This is a genomic window from Stakelama sediminis, from assembly GCF_014199335.1.
Classification (GTDB): Bacteria; Pseudomonadota; Alphaproteobacteria; order Sphingomonadales; family Sphingomonadaceae; genus Sphingomonas; species Sphingomonas sediminis.
The window spans coordinates 320,685-344,088 of the sequence record NZ_JACIJI010000002.1; the positions used below are offsets into that span (position 1 = coordinate 320,685).

A 23,404-nucleotide genomic window follows, 5' to 3' on the forward strand; every position below is an offset into this window, starting at 1 on the left:
CCGTTATGAAACGGGGTCTGAGCGGGGGATATTCCCCTGACTCTGAAAGCAGGCATCCTGAAAGGCGCCACCTGGCTGGCCATGTCACGACTGGTGCTTAATGCGCTGAGCCTCGTCAGTACGCTGGTGCTTGCGCGGCTGCTGGTACCGGCGGATTTCGGCATCGTTGCGATCGCCACCGCCGCGCTGGAATTCGTGGTGGCACTCACCGAATTGTCGCTGTCGGCGGCGCTGATCCAGCGGCGCTATCTGCAGCGGTCGCATGTCGACACCGCCTGGACGATGGCGGTGATCCGCTCGCTGGTCGTGCTGGCGGTTTTCACTGCTCTCGCCGTGCCCTTGTCTCATGCGTATGGGGATGACCGGCTGATCCCGGTATTCATCGTAACGGGCCTGACCGCGGCGACGATCGACCTGCTGAACCCGCGCGTATCGCTGCGCATGAAGATGATGGACTTTCGTCCTCAATTCACCTGTCAGATCATCAAGCGCACGGTGACCGTCATCGTGTCGATTACGCTGGCGATCCTGTTCCGCAGCTACTGGGCAATGATCCTGGGCAGTGCGGCAGGTGCGGTCATGACGGTGATCATCTCCTATATCCTGTGGCCGTATATTCCGCGCTTCACGCTGTCGCGCGCACGCGATCTGCTGGGTTTTTCAAGCTGGCTTTTCGCGGAGCAGGTGATGAACGTGCTCAACTGGCGGTTCGATCAGCTCTTGTCGGGACTGGTGCTTTCCAAACGCGAGCTGGGGCTGTTCTCGCTGGCAATCAACCTGTCGGTGATGCCCAGCCGGGAGATTACCGCACCGCTGGTTCAGGCCCTGTTCCCGGGCTTTTCAAACGTCACGGATTCGCCCGCGCGCCTGGCAAGGGGCTATATGACCGCGCAGCGCGCCATTGGCATGGTCACTATCCCGGCAGGAGTAGGGTTTGCACTTGCCGCACAACCGTTCGTCGCGCTCGCACTGGGCAGTAAATGGGCGGTGGCGGTGCCGATCATTCAGGTGCTGGCATGCAGCTTTGCTTTTCAGACGCTGACCATCGGCTTGCGTTCACTGGCGATGGCCATGGGCCATACCAGACTGCTGTTTTTTCGGGAGGCGATCAGCTTTGCCGTGCGGCTGGCATGCGTGCTGGCGGGTGTGCTGCTGGCGGGACTGACGGGGCTGGTCTGGGCCCGTGCAATCAGCGCGGTACTGGGGGTCATGATCGCGCTGGACATGGTGCGCCGGTTGCTGGGATTCGGCATTGTTGCGCAAATGGCGGCGCATTTCCGGACCTTTGTCGGCGCGATCACCATGGTGGCGGTGGTAATGGCGGCCATGCGGCTCCTGGGACAAGGGGAGGGCACCGCGCACTATGCGCTTCAGCTTTGCGTGACCATTGTCGCGGGAGCAGTCGCTTATATCGCCACCGTCGGTGCGCTGTGGATCGCGGCAGGGCGTCCGGGTGGAGCAGAGCGCGAATTGCTGAATGCCGTATCCGGCGTCCTTGGAATATTCCGTCGTCGCGTGGTGAAACCGGCATGATGCCGGATCGCGGCCAGCTTCAGAAATTGAAGTAGAGGAAGGCGCTGACGTTCGACAATTGTGTCATGGTGAACACGAACGTCACCGCGAACGCTCCTGCCCAGGGTAGGCTGGGGCGCCAGCGTACCGGCACCAGTGTTTCGGCGGAGCGAACCCGGTCGATCAGTTGCTGGCTGTTGGGCAGGAAATACAGTACCGGCCATGCGGCCAGCAACAGCAGCAATATGGGTTTTGGCGTACCCAGCCCGTTGCCTCCGCCCATCGCACCGAGAATAGCCAGTGCATCGCCAAAGCTGGTGGCGCGGAAAAAGACCCAGGATATCGTCACTGCCAGAAAGGTGATGCCTGCCGCGGGCATCACCGCCCACCATCGTTTCATCTCGGGAAGTCCCAGTTTTTTGCAGAGCGCCATCCAGACGTGATTGACGATCAGATAGACACCATGCAGCGCTCCCCAGATTACGAACGTCCAGTTGGCGCCGTGCCATAACCCGCCGAGCAGCATAGTGAGGAACAGATTGAGATAGCGCCGTGCCTTTCCCTGTCGATTGCCCCCCAGCGGGATATAGACATAGTCGCGCAGGAACCGAGACAGGGTGATATGCCAGCGCCGCCAGAAATCGACGATGCTGACCGCGCGATAGGGTGAGTTGAAATTATAGGGCAGGCGGATGCCGAACATCAGCGCCAGCCCGATCGCCATGTCGGAATAGCCGGAAAAGTCGAAATATATCTGGAAGGAATAGGCCAGCGCACCCTGCCACGCCTGCATCGCCGTCATGCCGTCAAACGAGGGTGCGTTGAAAATCCGGTCGGCAAACAGCGAGATATTGTCCGCGATCACCACCTTCTTGAACAGGCCGATGATGAAGAAGGTCAGGCCATGTGCCAGACGCCTGCCGGTCTTGCCCTCTGACGGCATGTCCTTGAACTGCGGCATCATTTCCGAATGATGGACGATGGGACCGGCAATAAGCTGCGGAAAGAAGGTGACGAACAGCGCATATTCGGTGAGCGAACTCGTCTTTACCTTGCCCTTCGAGACATCGACCAGATAGGCGATCTGCTGAAAGGTGAAGAAGGAAATACCAAGCGGCAGTGCCACAGCCAGCGCATCGAAATATTCGAACGATCGCATCAGCACGTTCATCGCGATGAACGCCGAATATTTAAAGTACGCGATGACCACCAGATTGAAGGCGATGCCGATGATCAGGATGAAGCGGCAATAGGCCGAATCGGTTCGTCGCGCGTGATGGAGCTGGCGGCTGAGATAATAATTATAGCCGATACTGGCGAGCAGGATCAGCGTGTAGCCGGGCTGCCACATCGTATAGAAAACAAAGCTGGCCGCCAGCAACCAAAGCCGCGCATAGCGTGCGGGCGCATGGTTGCGGATCGTCCAGTATCCAACCAGCGTCAGCGGCAGGAAAATCAGGATGAAGCTATAGGAATTGAACAGCATCGCCGGTCACTCGTGCATTGCAAGCGCGGTCGGAGCGAACGCCCCTTTTTGCGATAGCCATCGCGTAAACCCGGCCGTTTCCGACCAGTGAAAATGGGCAGGGTCAACGAAACGCGGGTCATGGCGATACCGGTTGCCGTCCAGCAATTTAAAGGCACCCTGATCGGCCAGATAGCGTAATTGCGATCTCCAGGCATTACTGCGCACGGCACCGGGGTCGTAGCGGTCGATCCATGCCGGCATATCGGGCATGGTAACCACGACCATGCGGATATGTCGGTGGTGAAGCCAACCGGCGAGGTCGGCGAGTTGACGAAAACATTGCGGGTCGATCACGACATCATGACGAGGGTCGGGTTCCGCTATACGCAATGGGCCGGAGCCATATGGATCCATCACCAGCGGATTTTGAATGTCGCTGCCGTCGCGCATCCCTCGAATGTGCAGAACGTCTTTCAGAAAGTTCTTTGGCCTAAAATTGCGTAAGTATATCAGTGCACTGGGTACCGTGCGGTCGAGATAGCCGCTCAGCAGTCCCCGGCTGAAAAAGCGGTCACCGGTACATTGTTGAAAGTCACGCATCGCGACGACGGTCAGAACGGTGCGTACGTTGTCGTAGCGATCGACCATGAACCGGGTAAGCTGACCCGTCTCCTCGATATCAAGGTAGCACGGTGCCGCATTGACGGGACGAAGCCGTTGTCGCGTCGAGCTATCCAGTGCGGCAAAATTCAGATTGCGCCATGTCACCGAAGACCCGACCGCGATCAGATACGGGTCGAGCGTTTTCTGATCATGCAGAAAGCGGAACTTTTCGTCGATACAGTTGGTCGCGGTGATGGGCGGGGGCGGTAACCTGCCCGCGGCGTGGAGCAATCCCATTCCGACCAGGCCGCACGCCAGGACCGAAAAAACCCCGCACGCAAGAAAAATCAGATAGCGGCTTTCCGCACCCAAGGGTTTCCAGGCGCGTCGCCAGACTGCTATGGCAAAACTGCCTGCACTACGGCTTGATGACGCCGATTTCTCTCCGCCGTTTTGCCGCCCGCCCCATTTCATCGCCCGGCCCCTTACGCAATGGATGTCGCGGCGTGGTCACGCAGTCGACACCCACCCGAATCCTGTTCCATTCGGGTGCAGGCATGGCTTTCCTTTCAATCGCTTATGTATCTTTGGTTTCGACCAACAGAGAAAGCATCCCCAAAATCGCATTGTAGCAACGTTCGCCGCGCCCCAAGGACGAATCGTTACTAAGCCATTAAACTCTAGGCGATGAATGCCGGCTTGTTTACGACGAACAAGGGGTAGCCCCCACGGGTCATGGGGGTGAGTCCGGATCGGGCCGACTCATGCACGACCTCCCCGGATAGAGCTTGTTCATACGGTGCGGCTTTGTTCCGCGGATCGTTCAGATATGCCGTAAGCCATTGTGTTTCCGTCCGCCGGAGCTGCGGTAATATTTCGAACTAGTGCATTAAAACTGTAACATTTTCCAATCAGCTTGACGCCATGGTACGGCATGGCAATAGACGCGCGACGACAGGGTTTTGTGTATGGGCGGTGCCGGGAAATTCGACCGCATATTTGTTCGAAGCGTATCGGAATTGAGTGGAGATGATCGTGCGATTGTGCGCTTGCAAAGGTTTCGCGAAAACTATCTGCGAACCGCTTTGTGCTTCGGATACGCGATTCCTGAAGGGTAAATACGCTCTGCCGACTCGAACCGCGATGCAGGGTACCGGTCCAATCCGGAGCGGTGCGTTGCCCTGATCCGCACGGATGACGTCTTGAGGAACAAATTAGTCCGTTTTGAGATGAAGGACAGGAAGAACATGAAGTTCAGATTTTTTGTCGCTGCGATGTGCGGTCTGGCGGCGCTTTCGGGTTGCAGTTCGCAAAGCGGTACGAGCAACAACGGCCAGGACAGCGCGTCGTCCAGTATTTCAGGCGCGGGTGCAACTTTCCCGGCGCCGCTTTATGCGAAATGGGCTGAAACCTATCGCGGGGCGACCAGTGTTTCCGTGAACTACCAACCGATCGGCTCGGGCGGCGGCATTAAGCAAATTGAAGCGGGTACGGTCGATTTCGGCGCTTCCGACAAGCCGTTAAAGGCCGATGTGCTTGCGCAGAACGGCCTGTATCAGTTTCCTACGGTTGTCGGCGGCGTCGTGCCAGTCGTCAATCTGCCGGGTATCAAAGCAGGACAAATTCATCTGACCGGTGCGGTGCTGGGTGATATCTATCTGGGCAAGGTGAAGAAGTGGAATGCGCCGGAAATCGCATCGCTGAACAACGGCGTGGCGCTCCCCAATCTGCCGATCACGGTGGTGCATAGGTCAGACGGTTCGGGTACGACCTTCCTGTTCACCTCCTATCTGTCGCAGGTCAATCCGGGCTGGAAGTCGAGCGTCGGCGCAAGCGATACGGTTAGCTGGCCGGTGGGCCTGGGCGGCAAGGGGAATGACGGCGTGTCGGCCTTTGTCCAGCAGACCGCAGGTTCGATCGGATATGTCGAATATGCCTATGCCAAACAGAACAAGGCTGCCTACACCTTGCTGCAGAATCAGGCCGGTCAGTATCCGGAACCGACTGCGGATGCTTTTGCTGCGGCCGCGGCGGGTGCCGACTGGTCGAAGGCGCCGGGTAACTATCTGCTGCTCGTCGATCAGCCGGGCGCGAAGAGCTGGCCGATCACGGGTGCGACCTTCATCCTGCTGCACAAACAGATGCCCGACGCTGCGAAGGCGAAGGCCGTGCTCGCCTTCTTTGACTGGGCGTACAAGAATGGCGATCAGGCAGCATCCAATCTCGATTACGTTCCGCTGCCTGCAACGGTGAAGGATATGGTGCGTCAGCAATGGGCATCGACCATTACCGCCGGTGGCAAGCCGGTCTACACGGTCGCCAAGTGATGCCGTGGAGGCGGATCGGAATCTTTCCGGTCCGCCTCGCGCGCGCGAACCAAAGCGTATGAGCCGTCCCTCTCTATTTTCTCGCGGTGCTCCCGGCGGACCGGTCGAGGCAATGTTCCGCATTGCTTGCGCCAGTGCGGCGACCTTGCTGCTTGCGTCGCTCGCCGGACTGATGGTCAGTCTGGTCATCGGTGGCTGGCCAGCGCTGTCGACCTTCGGCTTCTCGTTTCTGACGTCGAGCGTCTGGAACCCGGTCACGGATGTCTATGGCGCCGCCGGGCCGATCAGCGGCACGCTCATCACCGCGTTCCTCAGCCTGATCATCGCATTGCCGCTGGCGCTCGGCATCGCGCTGTTTCTGGTCGAATTCTGTCCGCCGATGCTGTCGCGACCGATCGCCATGGCGGTGGAGCTGCTCGCCGGTATCCCTTCGATCGTCTACGGCATGTGGGGTCTGTTCGTATTCGCACCCTGGTTTGCCCAGCATATTCAGTTGCCGCTGATGATGCATGCCCAGGACGGATCGTGGCTGGCCAGTCTGGTCGCGGGCGTTCCCAACGGCGCCAATATCTTTACCGCCAGCGTCATTCTGGCCGTGATGATCCTGCCCTATATGGCGGCGGTATTCCGTGAACTGTTCCTGACCGTGCCGCCGCATCTGCGCGAAGCCGCTTATGGGCTGGGATGCACGCCGTATGAGACGGTGCGCGCGGTGCTGATCCCCTATGTCCGGCGCGGGATGATTGGTGTGATCATGCTGGGCCTTGGCCGCGCGTTGGGCGAAACCATGGCGGTGACGTTCATCATCGGCAACGCGCACGGCTTTCCGCATTCGCTGTTCGCGTCCGGTTCGACGCTTGCCTCGACCATCGCCAATGAATTTGCCGAAGCGACGGGCGCAATGCATGGTTCCGCGCTGATGGCGCTGGGGCTGGTGCTGTTCTGTATTACCTTTGCCGTGCTGGGCATTGCACGGATGCTGATCGGGGATCAACGCGCATGAACCGCGCTTCTTCGCCACGCGCGCGGCGGCGTCAGGCCGTCAGCAAGATTTTCTCCGTCGCCTGTCTGGGCGCGACCATGGTGGCCGTGATCGCGCTGGCGCTGATCCTGTGGACGCTGGTGACCAAGGGCGCGGCGGCGCTGTCGCCGGGACTGTTTACGCAGGACCAGCCGGCACCGGGATCGGTGGGCGGATTGCGCAACGCGATCGTCGGCTCGCTGATCATGTGCGCGATCGGCATGGTCATCGCACTGGTGGTCGGCATTCTGGCCGGAACCTGGCTGGCGGAATATGGCCGCGGTACGAAGCGGGCCAGCGTGGTGCGCTTCTTCAACGACGTGCTGCTGTCGGCGCCGTCGATCCTGGTCGGCCTGTTCATCTATGAGCTGATGGTACGGCCCTTCCACGGCTTTTCGGGCTATGCCGGTGCGGTTGCGCTGGCGTTTCTGGCAACGCCGATCGTGGTGCGCACGACCGAGGACATTCTGACGCTGCAACCCGATGCACTGAGAGAGGCGGGCATGGCGCTGGGTGCCGGGCACGGCCATGTCATCCGCACGGTGCTGTGGCGCGCGGCGGGGGCGGGCATCGTCACCGGCGGCCTGCTGGGCTTTGCGCGCATTTCGGGGGAGACTGCACCGTTGCTGTTCACCTCGCTGGGCAGCCAGTTCGTACAGGCCGATCCGTCGCAGCCGATGGCCAGCCTGCCCACCACCATCTTCCAGTTTGCGCTGTCGGCATTTCCTGACTGGCAGCGCCTCGCCTGGGCAGGCGCGCTGTTGATCGCCGTCGCCGTCCTTGTCGCCAATATCGCCGGCCGCCTGCTCGGCAACCGGAGCCACCGTCCATGAATTCGCCCCAGATTTCCGGTCTTGAAGAAGACGAAGCCACCAGCATCACCCGTCCCGTGGACGAGGCGCTGCATCTCAACGTGAAGAATCTCGATTTCTTCTACGGCAAGACGCAGGCGCTGTTCGGGGTGGACCTGCCGGTCGAGCGGAAGAAGATCACCGCGCTGATCGGCCCGTCGGGCTGCGGTAAATCGACGCTGTTGCGCACGCTCAACCGGATGCACGAACTCTATCCGGGCCAGCGCGCCGAAGGGGAAGTCGCCTTTGACGGGCAGGACGTGCTGGAAGACCTTGCGGTGGCCGATGTGCGGTCGCGGATCGGCATGGTGTTTCAAAAGCCGACGCCGTTTCCCATGTCGATCTACGACAATATCGCCTATGGCGTGCGCCTGCACCGCCGGACGTCGAAGGCACAGATGAACGAGATCGTCGAAACCTCCCTGACGCGCGCGGCGCTGTGGAACGAGGTCAAGGACAAGCTGCACAGTTCGGGGCTCAGCCTGTCGGGCGGTCAGCAGCAGCGGCTGTGCGTCGCACGCGCGATTGCGGTCGAACCCGAAGTGCTGCTGCTCGACGAACCGGCCTCCGCGCTCGATCCCGTTTCGACCGCAAAGCTGGAAGAAACGCTGCACGTGCTGGCCGACGACATCACCATCGTCATCGTCACCCACAACTTGCAACAGGCGGCGCGCGTCTCCACCCATACCGGCTTCATGTATCTGGGCCGGATGATTGAGTTCGGCCCGACCAACGAACTGTTCGCAGCCCCGCGTCTGCGCCGCACCGGCAACTACATCACCGGCCGCTTCGGGTGAGGTGAGGGGGGCTTTCGCACCGCAGGTGGCTTTTCGTATTTCTCGCATTGTTCGTGAAAGCCGTTGCGGACGCTTCCGCCTTTTTTGAGAGCGCGATACGGACTGTTTTGCGCCCTCATCTCGGTCGTTGAAGCTCCGCCGCCGATCGCCCGAAAGCGGGCGTTTGTTTAGCGTGCTCGACATGGTGCAATGTCGGACTGACCAGAAAGGCAGGTTATGGCCGCGCCTCGCGAATAGCTGTCGTACATATGGCTATTCTGACGAAAACGGGCGTTGACAGCGTCTATAGAAGGATAGATGATATCGCTATCATAGGGTTGGGGAGGTGATATGAAGTCCGCGTTTGCCGTGATTGCAACGTCTTGCTTGGCGCTTGTGAGTTCTCCGTTATTTGCGGGCCAGACATCGGCTGAACATGCCGCAACGCCGACTAATCGTCTCATTGTGCTTTCGGACATTGGAGCCGATCCCGACGATACCGAAAGCATGGTGCGCCTGCTTCTCTATTCAGATGAAATCGACATCGAGGGATTAATCGCAACAACTTCAGTTTGGAAGCAGTCCAGCGTGTCGCCCGACCTGATCCGCGCTGTTGTTCGAGCCTACACAAAGGTTCAACCCAACCTTCTCAAGCACGATCCGCGCTATCCATCTGGCGCATCTATAGAAGCGTTAATCAAACAAGGCCTACCAGACTACGGGATGCGCGGCGTTGGATCGGGCAAGGACTCGCAAGGGTCTGACTGGATCATTCGCGAGCTCAAGAAAGATGATGCCAGGCCATTGTGGGTGACTGCGTGGGGTGGGGTCAACACATTGGCACAGGCACTCTATGAATTACGCAAGACTGAAACTCCGAGCGATCTTGCCCGGTTGGTCGCGAAGCTTAGAGTTTATACCATTTCAGATCAGGACGATGCTGGTCCTTGGATTCGAAAGAATTTTCCTAAGCTGTTTTACATTGTCGACCCGGGCGGCGACTATGGCCGATCGACATGGATTGGGATCAACTCCGTTGTCGACGGAATCGATAACAGCAAGATCAGCAATGCTTGGCTGGCGCACAATATTCAGCAGGGGCATGGGCCGCTCGGTGCGGCCTATCCCGATGTGTCATGGGGAATGGAAGGCGATACGCCTTCTTGGCTCAACCTTATCCCGAACGGCTTGAGCATACCCGATCGACCTGATTGGGGTGGCTGGGGTGGCCGGTACGTACTGAAGACCCCTGTAGTCCCAGTAACGGATCCGAAGACATTCCTCGATGGTAAGCCGATTCCGCAAGAAACTCGACCGATCTGGACCGGAACGACCGACACTTATACACCAGCGGTGCACCCCGACTATGGGCGATCGGCGCGAAATGGCGAGAAGAGCTTTACGGGTCCGAAAGTCACACTCTGGCGCTGGCGCGACGACTTCCAAAACGATTTTGCTGCGAGAATGCTTTGGACTACGCGTAGCTATGACGAGGCAAACCATCCTCCTCATGTGGTTCTCAATGAACCTGACCGGATCACCGTCAAATCGGGCCAGTCCTTTGGAGTCAGCGCTGAGGCGTCGAGTGATCCCGACGGTGACAGCCTGAGCTACTATTGGTTCCAATACCCCGAAGCCGGGACCTACAAAGGCAAACTCGATATCGGCGTCGAGAACGGTGCTGGTATATGGCTGACCGCGCCGAAGGTAGAACGGCCCGAAACTGTTCACCTCATAGTTCGCGTGACCGACAAGGGTTCCCCACCGCTTAGCCGCTATGGCCGCGTCGTAATTACCATATTACCATGAGAACACGCGCTCAGTTGGCTCGAATTCATCTATGCTTGATGTCGGATTTCCACCCTGAAGGAGCCGAACAGACTGGCGGTCGACGGCCTTTGAATCAGGTCGTTCTAGGATCGATTAAGCTCGCTGAACGAATGACCGGTTTCGACGATCAAGATCGAAACACCGGAAGACAGCTATGTTGGCGGCAGCCGCCGCCCGCCCGAAACGTCCAGCAGCGGCAGCTTTCTGCGATCGCCTACCCGAAAGCCGCCAGTCCGTAACCGACCCAATTCCAGCCCTCACTCCACCGTCACAAAGCTGTCCATCACTCTCTTCCGTCCGGCCTGTTCGAATTCGATTTCCAGCTTGTTGCCTTCGATTTCCTCGACGCGGCCATAGCCGAATTTCTGGTGGAAGACGCGCATTCCCACGGCAATGTCGTCGCGGCCCTTGTTGCCGAGGCTGACGGCGCTTTTGCGGCTTTCGACGATACGCTTCGGCTCGGTGGAAAAACCGCCGGTCGACGCCGCGCGCTGCCAGCCGGGGCCGCGCCCGCTGCCGCGCTTCACATTCGCGAACGGATCGGCATGTTCGGACCAGTTGGCGCGCCACAGGCTTTCGCCGCCGGACATGGTGGTTTCTTCCTCGATATGCTCGCGCGGGAGTTCGCCGACGAAGCGGCTGGGCAGGCTGCTCGTCCACTGGCCATAGATGCGGCGATTGGCGGCATGGAGGATAACCGCCTGCCGCCGCGCGCGGGTGATCGCGACATAGGCGAGGCGGCGTTCCTCCTCCAGACTGGCAATGCCGCCTTCGTCGAGCGCGCGTTGCGAGGGGAACAGCCCTTCCTCCCACCCGGCCAGGAACACGGTGTCGAATTCCAGCCCCTTGGCCGCGTGGATGGTCATGATCGTGACCTTCGCATCGTCGGCCTGTGCATCATTGTCCATGACGAGGCTGACATGCTCCAGGAACGCGCCCAGCGTCTCATATTCCTCCATCGCGCGGACAAGCTCGGTCAGGTTTTCGAGCCGTCCAGCGGAATCGGCGCTGCGATCCGCCTGCCACATGGCGGTGTAGCCGGATTCGTCGAGCATCTGCCGCGCCAGTTCGGCATGGGGCAGCTCGCGCGCCATATCGCGCCAGCGGGCAATGTCCCCGACGAATGCGCCAAGCGCGTTGCGGGCGCGGGCCTGTAGCTCATCGGTATCGAGGATGCGCGCGGCGGCGATGCTGAGGGGGATGCCCTCCGCTCGCGCAAGCTGGTGGAGTTTCGCCACCGCCTTGTCGCCCAGCCCGCGTTTGGGCGTGTTGACGATGCGTTCGAAGGCAAGGTCGTCGGCGGGCTGGTTGATGACGCGCAGATAGGCGAGCGCGTCGCGGATTTCCTGCCGCTCATAGAAGCGGAAGCCGCCGATGATGCGATAGGGCATGCCGATGGCGATGAAGCGGTCTTCGAACTCGCGCGTCTGGTGCGAGGCGCGGACGAGGATGGCGATGTCGTTGAGCGATTTGCCGCCGCGCTCGCACGTCTCGATCGCCTCGCCGACGCGGCGCGCCTCTTCGGGGCCGTCCCACACGCCCATCACGCGGACCTTTTCGCCCGCATCGAGTTCGGTCCACAGCGTCTTGCCCAGACGGCCGCTGTTCTGTGCGATGACGCCCGATGCGGCGCCGAGAATGTGCGGGGTGGAACGGTAATTCTGCTCGAGCCGGATGACCTTCGCGCCGGGAAAATCCTTTTCGAACTTCAGGATATTCGCGACCTGTGCGCCGCGCCAGCTATAGATCGACTGATCGTCGTCGCCGACCACGCAGATATTGCGGCGTTCCTGCGCCAGCAGGCGCAGCCACAGATACTGGACGGCGTTGGTATCCTGATACTCGTCGACCATGATGTAGCGGAACCGCTGCTGATACTGTTCCAGCACTTCGCGATTGCTGCGCAGGATGGTGAGGACGTGGAGCAGCAGATCGCCGAAGTCGCAGGCGTTCAGTGCCTTCAGCCGCTCCTGATAGGCGCCATAGAGTTCCTGCCCGCGGCCATTGGCATACTGTTCGGACTCACCCGCATCCAGCGCGTCGGGGGTCATCCCCTTGTTCTTCCAGCTGTCGATCAGGCCGCCGAGCTGTCGCGCGGGCCAGCGCTTGTCATCAATGCCATAGGCCTGAATGAGCTGTTTGAGCAGGCGAAGCTGGTCGTCGGTATCAAGGATCGTGAAATTGGATTGCAGGCCGACCAGCTCGGCATGGCGACGCAGCATCTTTGCGCCGATGGCGTGGAAGGTGCCGAGCCAGGGCATTCCCTCCACCGCATCGCCGACGAGGCGGCCCACGCGCTCCTTCATCTCCCGCGCTGCCTTGTTGGTGAAGGTGACGGCGAGGATTTCGGAGGGCCAGGCGCGGCGCGTGTAAAGGATATGGGCGAGGCGGCGGGTGAGCGCTGCGGTCTTTCCCGTGCCCGCGCCTGCAAGCATGAGGACGGGACCGTCCAGCGTCTCCACGGCTTCGCGCTGTTGCGGGTTCAGTCCGGTGAGATAGGGTGGCTCTTGGGGTACGGATACTGCATCGGGCATAAGTGAACAGGTAGGGAACGCAGATCAGATGGGCAAGCGGAGATGCGGTTGTGCTTGCCGGTGCATGTGCGGGAATGCAGGGGATAGCGCATGGGGCATGCACTGTCCGAAAATTACCAGGAGCGTGATAAAATGGCAGGATTGTTCTTTTGTGACGTTTCACTGACTGATATGCTTGACGGACAGGCAAAGCTGCCGCTAAGCGCGCGGCTTCACGGCGATCGTAGCTCAATTGGTTAGAGCACCGGCTTGTGGTGCCGGGGGTTGCGGGTTCAAGTCCCGTCGATCGCCCCATTACTCCTCCTCGTACCAAGCGGAAGCGAGCCTGTGCTGACCGACTGGGGCTTTCCCGATTTCGACGACCATGAAGGCGTCCATCTCTTCACCGATCCCGAATCCGGATTGCAGGCGGTCATCGCGCTGCATTCGACGCATCTTGGGCCTGCGGCCGGTGGCGTCCGATTCTGGCATTATGCGAACTCGTCCGCCGCGATTACCGATGCGCTGCGCCTTTCGCGCGGAATGAGCTTCAAGAACGCGATGGCGGGGCTGCCGATGGGCGGCGGTAAAGGCGTGGTGCTCGCCGCGAAACCGGGCGACGTCATCAGCGAGGCACAGCTTCGCGCCTTCGGTCGCGCGGTCGAATCGCTGAACGGGCAATATATCACGGCTGAAGACGTCGGCATGTCGGAAGAGCGGATGAAGATCATTCGCACGGAAACGCGCCATGTTTCCGGCCTGCCGGTCGAAGCGGGCAGCGCCGGTGGCGATCCCGGCCCGTTCACGGCATTCGGAATCTATCTGGGCGTCAAGGCAGCGGCAAAGCGTGCGCTGGGTGCTGACAGCATGCAGGGCGTGCGCGTCGCGGTTCAGGGCGTCGGCAGCGTCGGTGGCGGGTTGGCGAAGCGGCTGGCCGCAGACGGCGCGATTCTGACCCTGGCGGACGTGGATACCGCTCGCGCGGACCGTCTGGCCGAGGAACTGGGTGCTGAAACCGTAGCGCCGGATGCGATTCTGGATATCGAATGCGATATCGTCAGCCCCAACGCGCTGGGCGCCATTCTGGATGCGCAGACGATCGCTGCGCTGAAGTGCAGGGCGGTGGCGGGCGGTGCCAACAACCAGCTTGCGACCAAGGGCGACGGCGCGCGCCTGAACGATCGCGGCATCCTCTATGCCCCCGATTATGTCATCAACGCCGGCGGCATCATCAATGTAGGGCTGGAATATCTGGGGCAGGGTGATCAGGCGGAAGTCGAAGCGCGGATTGCAAAGATTCCCGAACGCCTGATCGAGGTATGGGACGAAAGCGACCGTACCGGCGAGCCCGAATCGGAAGTCGCGGACGCTATTGCAAGACGGTTGATCGGGCGCAACTGAGACGCCCTTTCCCGAATGTGCGGCAGCAGGCCGACACGCGCTTTCAAATCATCGCTCAAACCGCATTCGGCCAGGCCGCGGTGCTGTCGAACGGCATCAATACAAGTGCCGGATTCCAGCAATACAAGCTATGGTGACCTAAACTGGTGACCCCTACGGGCAAGATATCGGCGTAGGAAGACGCCCCAAAAAGTCTCAACCTATTGATATTACTGCATAGGACTGCGAATGTCAGTATCAGTGTGTTCCACGGATGTTCGCTAAATCCGATACAAAGTGTGGGACTAAATGTGGGGCTGCGAAAGGGTATCGCCTTGCCGCTTACCGCGCTCAAAGTTCGCCATGCCGGTCCCGGCCGTCACGCAGACATGCACGGGCTCTATCTGATTGTCCGCGATACCGGTACGCGGTCATGGATGCTGCGGATCCAGCATCGCGGACGGCGCAGGGATTTCGGGCTTGGCTCCGTCAATGCGGTATCGCTGGCTGATGCGCGGCTCGCGGTTGCCGATTATCGCCGGATGATCCGCAACGGCCTCGATCCGGTTCAGGAACTGGGACTGCGTCGCAGGGCGGCGCCGGACTTCGAGACAGTTGCACGCGATTGCTATGATGCAATGAAAGGCGGATGGAAGAACGGAAAGCATGCATCATGGATGCGGAGCCTTGAAAACTATGTCTTTCCGGTGATTGGCAGTACCCCAGTCGATGCCATCGACAGCGCAGCGGTATTGCGCGTGCTCGAACCGATCTGGCTGACCATTCCCGATACAGCGCGGCGAATATTGCAGCGGATCGGCACGGCGCTTGATTATGCACATATCAAAGGGCTTGTATCTGAGGAGATATCGCTGCGCTCAGTACCGCGTGGTCTGCCTCGCCAGCACCGGCAGGTAACGCATCTCGCAGCGATGCCCTATGGCGACGTGCCGGCGTTCATGCAGAAGTTAAATGCGTTGGAGAACAGCGTAGGCCGGGATGCTCTGAAGCTGACGGTGCTGACCGCTGCGCGTTCGAATGAAACGCGGTTTGCAACATGGGGCGAGTTCGATCTCGACAAGGGTATATGGTCGATTCCCGGCAGTCGCATGAAGATGCGAGAACCGCATGTCGTGCCGCTTTCGCCAGCGGCGCTTGCGCTCATACACCGTCTGCGTGAGGCGCACATCGCGCTTGAGGGAAAAATCAGCGAAAACACATGGGTGTTTGCCGGTTCCACCGGCAAGCCGATCAGCGATGCCACCATGGTGAAGGCGATACGTGCGATGGGTATCACCGGCGTCACCGTCCACGGTTTCCGGTCGAGTTTTACCGACTGGGCGGCAGAGCAGACCGACTTTCCGAAGGAGGTCGCCGACAAGGCATTGGCGCACAAGATATCGAACGCCGTAGAAGCCGCCTACCGGCGCACCGACTTTTTCGGCAAACGTCGTATTCTCATGGACCAGTGGGCTGCGTTCTTATTTAGGGGGGCGTATGCCCTGATGTGAGAGATTGCGCGCGTTATGGGCTATGATCCGGCCGAAGCGCTAGCCGAGCGCCGGTCCGAGTATCGCCATGCAAGGGCAATACTTTCTACCGCGCCAAGCGCGATGCCCCGCTCGGCCGCCGCGAGCGCGCCATGTGGCAGGCCCGGGCCGCGCGCCGTGGATGACGATCTCAACCGGCGCTACAATGACGCCCTCGACCTACTGCCGCCGCTCAGCCGCACGGTGTTCCTGCTCTCCCGCGTCGACGACCTCGCTTATGCGGATATCGCATGGCGCTGCGGTATTGATGCTGCCGAGGTTCAGCTGCGCCTCGCCGACACCCTGTTCGACATCGGCCGCGCGCTCGACGGCCACGTCACGATCGCCATGCACTTGCGCGGAGAGCTGATGATCTGGCGTGCCGCCGCCGCCCGATACCGCCTGCGCCGTCGCCACTGGCGGCTCGGCCGCTGCTACCGCGAAGCCCAGGCCAGACTCGCCCCGCGAGACCCGTGGCACCGCCGGTTCATCAACAAGATCAAAGGCTTGATGTGAGAACCGGCACCGGTGTCTCTCCACCAGTGCCGCTTATCTCCCTAAAAAACGATGTGCAGACAATGGCTTAACCCGTAGGGGGAGCCACTGCTTTTATCTTGCCTTCGTAACCAAGTCGCTCTCTTTCGCGCTCTTTTCCCTCTGCCGAAGGTAAACTGCCACTGCGACCTGAGCAGGAAGGAGGAGCAGGATTCCTCCGATTACAAGCCGGTCCATCACGCAATGGCCTGTTACCGAACATGAGGCCCAGCCGGTTGTGAGGAGAAAGAACACCGCACATGCCCAACTTAGGAGGCAGAGAATTCCGAAGATGGTCCATTTGAGAAGGCGGTTCATCCTCCCCTCCCGCACTGTGCGGCCGCTTGGCTGTATTCCTTCGCCAGATCGACGGACATCCCCATTGCCTGAGCTTCGAGAGGGCTATTGTGCGGATCACCCGTGAAGAGTGCGCCAGCTATCGATCCAATCACCCAGGCAAAGCCAAAGTTACCTGCCCCCGACTGATCCCACTGCATGGTGTGGATCGTTTCCTCGAAGAACCCCGACGTTCCTTCTCGGAAGCTGTTCCAATGACCTGGAGCAACGTATACGTTGTTTTGAATGGTGATGGCCGGATTGCCGTGAGCGAAGGCGGCCTTCGCAGCGAGACTACCGCCGTCGCCATTGTGGAAGACGACGGACCCAAGGTTAGGCCCGCCCAGCCCCTTGCTCGCCAGAAACTTCTGCATGCACGGAGATATTCTACGCGTCTGCTCCCTTTGCGGCGATGGTGGTCCATGAGTGGTAGTGATACCGATGTTATTATATTCATTAATTGTCAGAGGGTCACCATCTCCACCTATATCAATCATCCCTGTCAAAGTACAATCTGTTACATAGGATCCAGTTTTACTAACTTTTCCAGTTTTTTGATCGCGTTCATACAGAGTAATTTTTGTACATGTATTGAAATAAAACCTTCTTAGCCCGAGCGGATCGACGCCGTTGATGGGATCGCTGCCGACATAGTTATACCAGTTCATGCCGTCGCCGTATCCGATGGGATCGGTCTGCATGAACCGGCCGAGCGTGGGCGAGTAGATGCGGGCCTTATAGTAGTACATGCCAAGCTCCGGTAGCCAGGTCTGGCCGGTATACTGGAACCGCCCGACATTGGTCGAGCCCGGAATGCCGTATTCGTCATAGGTGTTGATGCCGTTGGCGATGGGCGATCCGCTGGAACTGGTCACCGCGATCACCGAACCGCGCTCGTCGGTGAGCAGCCAGCGCCGGTCGCTGGTGCCGGAGCCTTCATACCACACCACCGGCGCGCCTATACCGGGGCCGGGAACATAGCGCCTCAGCAGCGTGCCCGAGCTGTTATATTCACCGATCAGGTTAACCCCGTCATAGAGGAACCGCGTCGCGCTCGTGCTGCTGCTCGACGTCTGATAGAGCCGCAGCAGCGGATCGTAGCTCAGCGCAGCACCGCCGGGACCGGTTTTGAGCAGGTTCTCCGAACTGTAGGTATAGCTGTCGCTGCCTGAGGTGGTCAGGTTGCCGCGTGCATCATAGCCCAGCGCCGTGCTGCCCGAACTGGTATATTGATTGAGGGCGTTGCGCGCATAGTTGCGGTTGACGCTCGCATAGCCCGTCCAGGCATAGGCATCGTTCGAACTCGTCCGGCTCTTGATCTGACCCGCCGGGTTATAGGTGAAGCTTCGCGTCAGATCGTAGCTCGACCCGGCAAGGTTCTGCACCAGCTGCGACAGTCGCGAGACCGCGTCATAGCTGAGGCTGGTGGTGACCCCGTTGCCGCGCGTGATGCTGGTTTGCTGTCCCAGACTGTCATAGCCGTAGCTTGCCAGTACGCCGACGCCCGAGGTCGCACCGTTCTCGCGGATCTTCGACACTTCCCCTGTGACCAGATAATCGTAATCGACATAGAAGCCGTCGGGCCAGGTCATCTTCGTGCGACGACCGGCAGCATCATAGCTGTAATGCACCGTACCCAGCGGGCTAGTCTGGGTCAGATTGCGCCCCAGCGCGTCATAGGTGAACGACAGGGCATTCCCGCTCTGGCTCGCGCTCAGCATATTGCCGGTCAGGTCATAGCTGTAGCTGACGTCGGGCTCGCTGCCCGGCAGGTTCTTCGCCGTCACCCGGTTGAGATGGTCATAGCTATAATCAATCGTCTGCCCGTCGCGCAGCCGCCGGCTCGTCACATTCCCGTTATTGTCATAGCCAAGCTGCTCATAATCGCTCGCCGAGCTCGAGCCCGATCCTACCGAACCGGTCGGATATTGCGTCTTCACCAGACGATCGAACCCGTCATAGCTGTAGATCGTCTTGTTGCCGCTGCCGTCGGTCAACGAGGCAGTCTTTCCGTTCGGCGTGTAGGTGGCATATTCAATCGCAGCATCGGCGGTGCCGACAGCCTGCGTAACGCTGAACACATGGCCAGCAGCATCATATTGCGTCTTGGTAACCCGGTCCGGCCCGTTGCTTCCTGTCGATTGCAGGGAGCAGGCATTGGTTACCGTTCCCCATGCTGAACTGTTCATCCGGATCGCCGTGCATTCGGGGCGTCCGTTCGAGTCGTAACTATAGTCCGTGACACCATAAGTCGTGCTGCCGCCCTTCAGGACGGTGCGTACTTTCCGACCATAGCTGTCGTAGCTGAGCACTTGCGACCGATTGGAGGTGAAGTTGGAAAAGGCTGAAGCGCTTTGGCCGGCCGTCGTTCCCAGTTCGGTCTTGGCGACGCTGCCGTCTGCATTATAGGTAATGCGCTTTGCGCGGTTTGGAAGGCTCCCCGACCCATCCGGATCAGGCGAAATTGTGCCGGTTATCTCACGAGCGCCATTGTAAAAGATCGCGGTCTTATCAGCAGAGCCGGGCAACGGACCATCAATGGAGATGCGATTGCCCATCGCATCATAGCTCGCCGTCGTGACAGCGCTCAGATTATTATCCCCTGCTTTTACCGTGACACTGGTGACGTTGCCGTAGCTATCATAGCCAATTGCCTGCCGGGTTTCATCGGCGGTGCCTGTGCAGCTTGCACTGCTCCGGCATGTGGATACGCCCGTCAGTTCATACACGCCCCCGATCTGAGTATAGCTGTAACGCGTTTGCGGTCGCGTACCACTACCGGAAGGGGCTGGAAGCGTCACTGCCGTCACTCCGCCATGCGTGGCGTCATAACTGTAATTGGTAATACGACCGAGCGCATCCGTCGTACTTGTCGGATTGTTGCAGGTCACATAATTCGAACAGCTCGACGGATAGGAAGCCGACGTTCCGATATTGGACAATCCCGATCCAGGCTTGGCGTGCAGGGTTGTCGCTGTAACATTACCCCGTCCGTCCAATGTATATTCGACGTAATTGCTTTCGTCATATGTCACCCGGGTGAGCCGCTTGTAGCTGTCATAGCCGTACCGCGTTTGCTTGCCCATGCGGTCCGTAACAGAAGTCGGCCTGCCTATACCAAGATCAGATACAATCACTTTCGAGTGGCTGGCCGCGTCGGTTACCGTCATCGTGGCCGTCGAACCCGATACGGAATAGCCATATTGCGTCGTAACGCCGTCCCGGGTGACTGATGTCACATTAGTCGTCCCGCTGACCGTGAAGTTCGGCGTACTGGTGCCCGGCGGCGTAATGCTGGTCGCGGTTATCTGCCAGCTATGGCCCGTCAGGTCGGTGACGTCGACCACTCCGGAAGAGGGATAGCTGTAGGTGATTGTTCCTTCGGTAACACCGTTGCGCCTGAAGTCGGCCTTGGTCCGGTTCGAGCCTGAATAGCTAAAATGGACCGAGTAGCCGAAGCTATTGCTTACCTGCGACAATGTGTCCGGACCGAAACCAAATCCCGCAAGCCAGCTAAGCGTCAGGCTGCTGCCATTTGGATTTCGGACTTGAGTAGGAAGCAGGATGCAACCACCCGATGGGTTGGTCCAGTCACAATAATAGGTACTTGGCGATTCAGCGTCACCGCCGGTTGGATCGGTAAAGGTAATCGCCGTTCCGTCGGCCAGCCGATAAATATAGCTGTGCGTACTCAGATCCTTGGTGAGCGATGTGCCCTGCGGCACTGTCGGAGTCAGGGGGCCCGCTGTTACGCTACCCGTAAAAATATCCTGGATGTAATCTGGGCGTTTGATCTTGACCGTTACACTGGATCCACTGCGCGTCAGTAGCAGTACCAAATGGTCCCATTGTGATCCCATGCCGTTTGCACTGACCCGCATCAGTTTGAGTTCCGCATCCCCTGAACCTATCGACCCTTCAGGAAAGGACAGAATATATTCATCCCTTGTCAGATCGATATTATTCTCATCGAGATTGCGAAACTGTGCCCAGTTTTGCGCCTGCGCGGGCAAGGCCATCGTCCCACCCAAAATCGTGCCAACCACCAGAATGCCACGCATCCAAGTAATTCCACGGCGCGATCGTCTGGCTGCGCCTCTCGTCCGCATCCATGCCCCCCCTCAAATTGATTTATTAACGCCAGAATCTGCCCCAAGGCACGCCGCCTAGGAGCCGGAAGCTCCGTTGACCTTTACGTTGGTCCGGTTGTCGGCCTTGTCGTAGCTGTAATTGGCCATCACGCCGTTATTGACGGTGCCGCTGGCTTCAACCTGTATCAGGCGTCCACGTGCATCATAATGATAGGTGATGGTCTCGCTTGCATAGGCAAGTCCAAGTCCCGCAAGCATGGTCCCCACCACACCTGCGACTAATGCCGCTTTGCGCATCGGCTGCTCCCTGTTCGCGCAATGCAAAGCCCCCTAAGCATTACGTACTACTCACAATAGATGGGCATTGGCCTCTGGCAAGTCGTTTTTAACAATATCTCCATTCCGGATATTTTATTGGGATCGTTACTCTTTTCTACACGATCACAACCCCTGCTTTTCCGCTACACTGGAGATAAAGTCGAACTACGTCGGTCATACCCGCCAACCGCATTTTATCCCCCGTCGCCTGACCCGCATCCTCCAGATCGACAACTTGATCGCCGAATCGCAGACGATCATCGACCTTGATCGAGCCCTGGCAGAGACCGCCCGTCGGGCCCTCAGCGATAGTCCTCGACCTGATAGCTGATGGGATTGCGGGCCCATTGCTCGACCTCATGTTCACGCCAGCCTGCGCAGCGCCGGCTGATCCGGATCTGGCGTGGAAAGGTGCCGTCGGCGATCTTGCGATAGAGCGTCGAGCGGCTCAGCCCGGTGCGATCGAGCACGGTGTTGAGGCGGAGAATACGGTCGGGGTGCGGAGATATCATGGATGCCGGTCCTTTCGATGGCGTGTCATCGCTGCTGAGACCGCATCATCGGCATCCAGATTGGCAGGCTCAACCTCCCCGCTGCCGCCATAGGCCGACTCCAGCACCGCAAAAGTGCCCGAACGGCATTCAACGGCTCGTCTCGGAAGGTGGGCCGATTCGAAATCTCTTTCCTTCATAAAGATCGTGCAGGGCGTCTCGCGCCGGCGGCGCGACCGCGTGCTATGGCATCGGTGCCACCGGGCCGCGTGCGCGTCCCGGCCCATACGGGTAACGCCCGGCTGACGCGATGGTGTCGGGCCGTGGCCCGACCAGCGGACATCGCGCGGGCGCGATGGCGTGGCCGCGCCGGGCGCGGCATGGCACAGGGGAGCGTCGCATGCCCCTGGTCCCGCCGCGGCGGGCCGCAACCGGCTGCGCCGGTCTTCCACATCCGTTCCAGTCCTTGCGGATGCACCCCGCCGCTCCATGCGGGACTGCTGGTCTGCTCCTGCCGCTCCCCCGCGCCATTCCGGCCGGGCTGCGGTGGTAAAGGAGAAAGAACATGGCAGACAGGTCCGATCCGGCAGAACTGGTACGGGTGGAAGCAGCGCTGCGCCGGTTACCCCGTCTTGAACGCGACATCCTGCTGGCGGTCCGGCTCGACGGACTGGGTACAGCGGCAATTGCACGGCGCACGGGATTGTCTCAGGCCGAAGTGCAGCGCCTGCTGGTGCGCGCGATAGAGCATTTCACCCATGCGCTCGAGCATCCGCGCCGCCATGGCCGGTGGTGGCGGTGGCGGCGGTGGTGGCGGCGGCGGCGGTGATGAATCCATTTTGCGGGCCATATGCCGTCTCGCGGTTGGCGCAGGGCGGCAACCGGGTTAGGAACGAGCTTCCATGAAATCCGATCTCGATCATCTTCCCGATATCCAGCGCCGCGAGCTTGCCCGCGTGCGCGAAATACTGCTCGAAGAGTTCGACACCGCGATTGCGCGCGCGACCAGCCCAACCCGCCGAAACGGCAAGGTCTATAAGATCGTTCTGTTCGGTTCCTATGCGCGCAACGACTGGGTCGATGAACCCGAAAACGGCTATCAGTCCGATTATGACCTGCTGATCATCGTCAGCCATGAAGACCTCACCGACATTGCCGGTTACTGGTATGTCGCCGAAGACCGCATCCTTCGCGATGCCGCCATTGGCCGTCCGGTCAATATCATCGTGCATTCGCTCGACGCAGTGAACCAGGCGCTGTCGCGCGGTGAATATTTCTGGGTGGATATCGCGCGCGACGGCATCGCGCTCTACGAACTGCCCTGTCATGCGCTTGCCACGCCCATGCCGCTCACGCCTGCCGATGCGTACCGCATGGCGCGGGAATATTTTGATGGATGGTTTGCGAAAGCTGTTGATGCAATTGAAATTGCGGAGTTCTGCGTAGAGCAGAATAAGCTAAACGATGCCGCCTTTCTCATGCATCAGGCAACCGAGCGTCTCTACATCTGCTTTCTGCTGGTACGTACGCTCTACTTTCCGCGTTCGCATAACATCAAGTTTCTGCGTTCGCTCGCCGAGGACAAGGAACCACGTCTGGTCGCAAGCTGGCCGCGCGAGCAGCGTACCGACCGGCGCCGGTTCGAGTTGCTGAAGCGCGCCTATGTCGAGGCGCGCTACTCGGCACAGTACGCCATTGCCCGCGACGATCTCGACGCGCTCGCCGCTGCGATTGCGCAGCTGCGCGATACCGTTGAGACGCTGTGTCTCGAGCGGCTGGAAGCGCTGAAGCAGGGAGCTGAAGGGTAAGAGCGCTCCTGCTATC

The 23,404-nt window shown here is 59.7% G+C and carries 17 protein-coding genes and 1 tRNA gene; 12 read left to right on the forward strand and 6 right to left on the reverse strand.

Annotated features, from left to right (window positions below):
- Positions 1 to 57: 57 nt before the first annotated feature.
- Positions 58 to 1,533, forward strand: a complete 1,476-nt coding sequence (locus FHR23_RS08050) for a lipopolysaccharide biosynthesis protein (RefSeq protein WP_281377207.1) — start codon at positions 58 to 60, stop codon at positions 1,531 to 1,533.
- A gap of 19 nt (positions 1,534 to 1,552) precedes the next feature.
- Here FHR23_RS08050 and FHR23_RS08055 read toward each other — a convergent pair whose 3' ends face one another.
- Both FHR23_RS08055 and FHR23_RS08060 read right to left on the reverse strand, forming a co-directional pair.
- A complete protein-coding gene (locus FHR23_RS08055; protein ID WP_184002695.1) occupies positions 1,553 to 2,998 on the reverse strand; it encodes an MBOAT family O-acyltransferase in 1,446 nt (481 codons plus the stop codon).
- Between the two features lie 6 nt (positions 2,999 to 3,004).
- Positions 3,005 to 3,880 (reverse strand): hypothetical protein, encoded by an 876-nt coding sequence (locus FHR23_RS08060; protein WP_184002697.1) that lies wholly within the window; start codon positions 3,878 to 3,880, stop codon positions 3,005 to 3,007.
- 950 nt (positions 3,881 to 4,830) lie between these two features.
- Here FHR23_RS08060 and pstS point away from each other — a divergent pair.
- The 5 genes from pstS (at position 4,831) to FHR23_RS08085 (ending at position 10,367) form a co-directional block, all read left to right on the forward strand.
- Complete coding sequence (gene pstS, locus FHR23_RS08065) at positions 4,831 to 5,910, forward strand: phosphate ABC transporter substrate-binding protein PstS (RefSeq protein ID WP_246359778.1); 1,080 nt, start codon at positions 4,831 to 4,833, stop codon at positions 5,908 to 5,910.
- A gap of 112 nt (positions 5,911 to 6,022) precedes the next feature.
- On the forward strand, positions 6,023 to 6,913 hold the full coding sequence (gene pstC, locus FHR23_RS08070) for a phosphate ABC transporter permease subunit PstC (protein WP_246359779.1): 891 nt from the start codon (positions 6,023 to 6,025) through the stop codon (positions 6,911 to 6,913).
- The gene (gene pstA, locus FHR23_RS08075) at positions 6,910 to 7,764 is read left to right on the forward strand and encodes a phosphate ABC transporter permease PstA (RefSeq protein ID WP_184002701.1); all 855 of its coding nucleotides are present in this window, start codon (positions 6,910 to 6,912) and stop codon (positions 7,762 to 7,764) included. The genes pstC and pstA overlap by 4 nt, the downstream gene beginning before the upstream one ends.
- Complete coding sequence (gene pstB, locus FHR23_RS08080) at positions 7,761 to 8,579, forward strand: phosphate ABC transporter ATP-binding protein PstB (protein ID WP_184002703.1); 819 nt, start codon at positions 7,761 to 7,763, stop codon at positions 8,577 to 8,579. Before pstA ends, pstB begins: the two co-directional genes overlap by 4 nt.
- 330 nt (positions 8,580 to 8,909) lie before the next feature.
- A complete protein-coding gene (locus FHR23_RS08085) occupies positions 8,910 to 10,367 on the forward strand; it encodes a nucleoside hydrolase-like domain-containing protein (protein WP_184002705.1) in 1,458 nt (485 codons plus the stop codon).
- 278 nt (positions 10,368 to 10,645) lie between these two features.
- On the opposite strand, the gene FHR23_RS08090 is transcribed toward FHR23_RS08085, so the two are convergent.
- A complete protein-coding gene (locus FHR23_RS08090) occupies positions 10,646 to 12,922 on the reverse strand; it encodes an ATP-dependent helicase (RefSeq protein ID WP_184002707.1) in 2,277 nt (758 codons plus the stop codon).
- Positions 12,923 to 13,139: 217 nt separating this feature from the next.
- Between FHR23_RS08090 and FHR23_RS08095 the strand changes: the two genes are divergently transcribed.
- The 4 genes from FHR23_RS08095 (at position 13,140) to FHR23_RS08110 (ending at position 16,326) form a co-directional block, all read left to right on the forward strand.
- Positions 13,140 to 13,216, forward strand: a tRNA-His gene (locus FHR23_RS08095).
- 33 nt (positions 13,217 to 13,249) lie between these two features.
- Complete coding sequence (locus FHR23_RS08100) at positions 13,250 to 14,302, forward strand: Glu/Leu/Phe/Val dehydrogenase dimerization domain-containing protein (RefSeq protein ID WP_184002709.1); 1,053 nt, start codon at positions 13,250 to 13,252, stop codon at positions 14,300 to 14,302.
- Between the two features lie 290 nt (positions 14,303 to 14,592).
- A complete protein-coding gene (locus tag FHR23_RS08105) occupies positions 14,593 to 15,792 on the forward strand; it encodes a tyrosine-type recombinase/integrase (protein WP_343043067.1) in 1,200 nt (399 codons plus the stop codon).
- A 156-nt stretch (positions 15,793 to 15,948) separates the two neighbouring features.
- Complete coding sequence (locus tag FHR23_RS08110; protein WP_221227429.1) at positions 15,949 to 16,326, forward strand: sigma-70 region 4 domain-containing protein; 378 nt, start codon at positions 15,949 to 15,951, stop codon at positions 16,324 to 16,326.
- 332 nt (positions 16,327 to 16,658) lie between these two features.
- Here FHR23_RS08110 and FHR23_RS08115 read toward each other — a convergent pair whose 3' ends face one another.
- The 3 genes from FHR23_RS08115 to FHR23_RS08125 all read right to left on the reverse strand — a co-directional run bounded on the left by FHR23_RS08115 (position 16,659) and on the right by FHR23_RS08125 (position 21,601).
- The gene (locus tag FHR23_RS08115) at positions 16,659 to 20,741 is read right to left on the reverse strand and encodes an RHS repeat domain-containing protein (protein WP_184002713.1); all 4,083 of its coding nucleotides are present in this window, start codon (positions 20,739 to 20,741) and stop codon (positions 16,659 to 16,661) included.
- Positions 20,742 to 20,846: 105 nt separating this feature from the next.
- Entirely contained in the window at positions 20,847 to 21,029 is a 183-nt protein-coding gene (locus tag FHR23_RS08120) for a hypothetical protein (RefSeq protein WP_184002715.1), read from the reverse strand.
- Between the two features lie 362 nt (positions 21,030 to 21,391).
- Positions 21,392 to 21,601, reverse strand: a complete 210-nt coding sequence (locus FHR23_RS08125) for a helix-turn-helix transcriptional regulator (protein WP_184002717.1) — start codon at positions 21,599 to 21,601, stop codon at positions 21,392 to 21,394.
- A gap of 544 nt (positions 21,602 to 22,145) precedes the next feature.
- Here FHR23_RS08125 and FHR23_RS08130 point away from each other — a divergent pair.
- Positions 22,146 to 22,409 (forward strand): sigma factor-like helix-turn-helix DNA-binding protein, encoded by a 264-nt coding sequence (locus tag FHR23_RS08130; RefSeq protein ID WP_184002719.1) that lies wholly within the window; start codon positions 22,146 to 22,148, stop codon positions 22,407 to 22,409.
- Positions 22,410 to 22,482: 73 nt separating this feature from the next.
- The gene (locus FHR23_RS08135; protein WP_184002721.1) at positions 22,483 to 23,388 is read left to right on the forward strand and encodes a HEPN domain-containing protein; all 906 of its coding nucleotides are present in this window, start codon (positions 22,483 to 22,485) and stop codon (positions 23,386 to 23,388) included.
- The last annotated feature ends 16 nt before the right edge of the window (positions 23,389 to 23,404 follow it).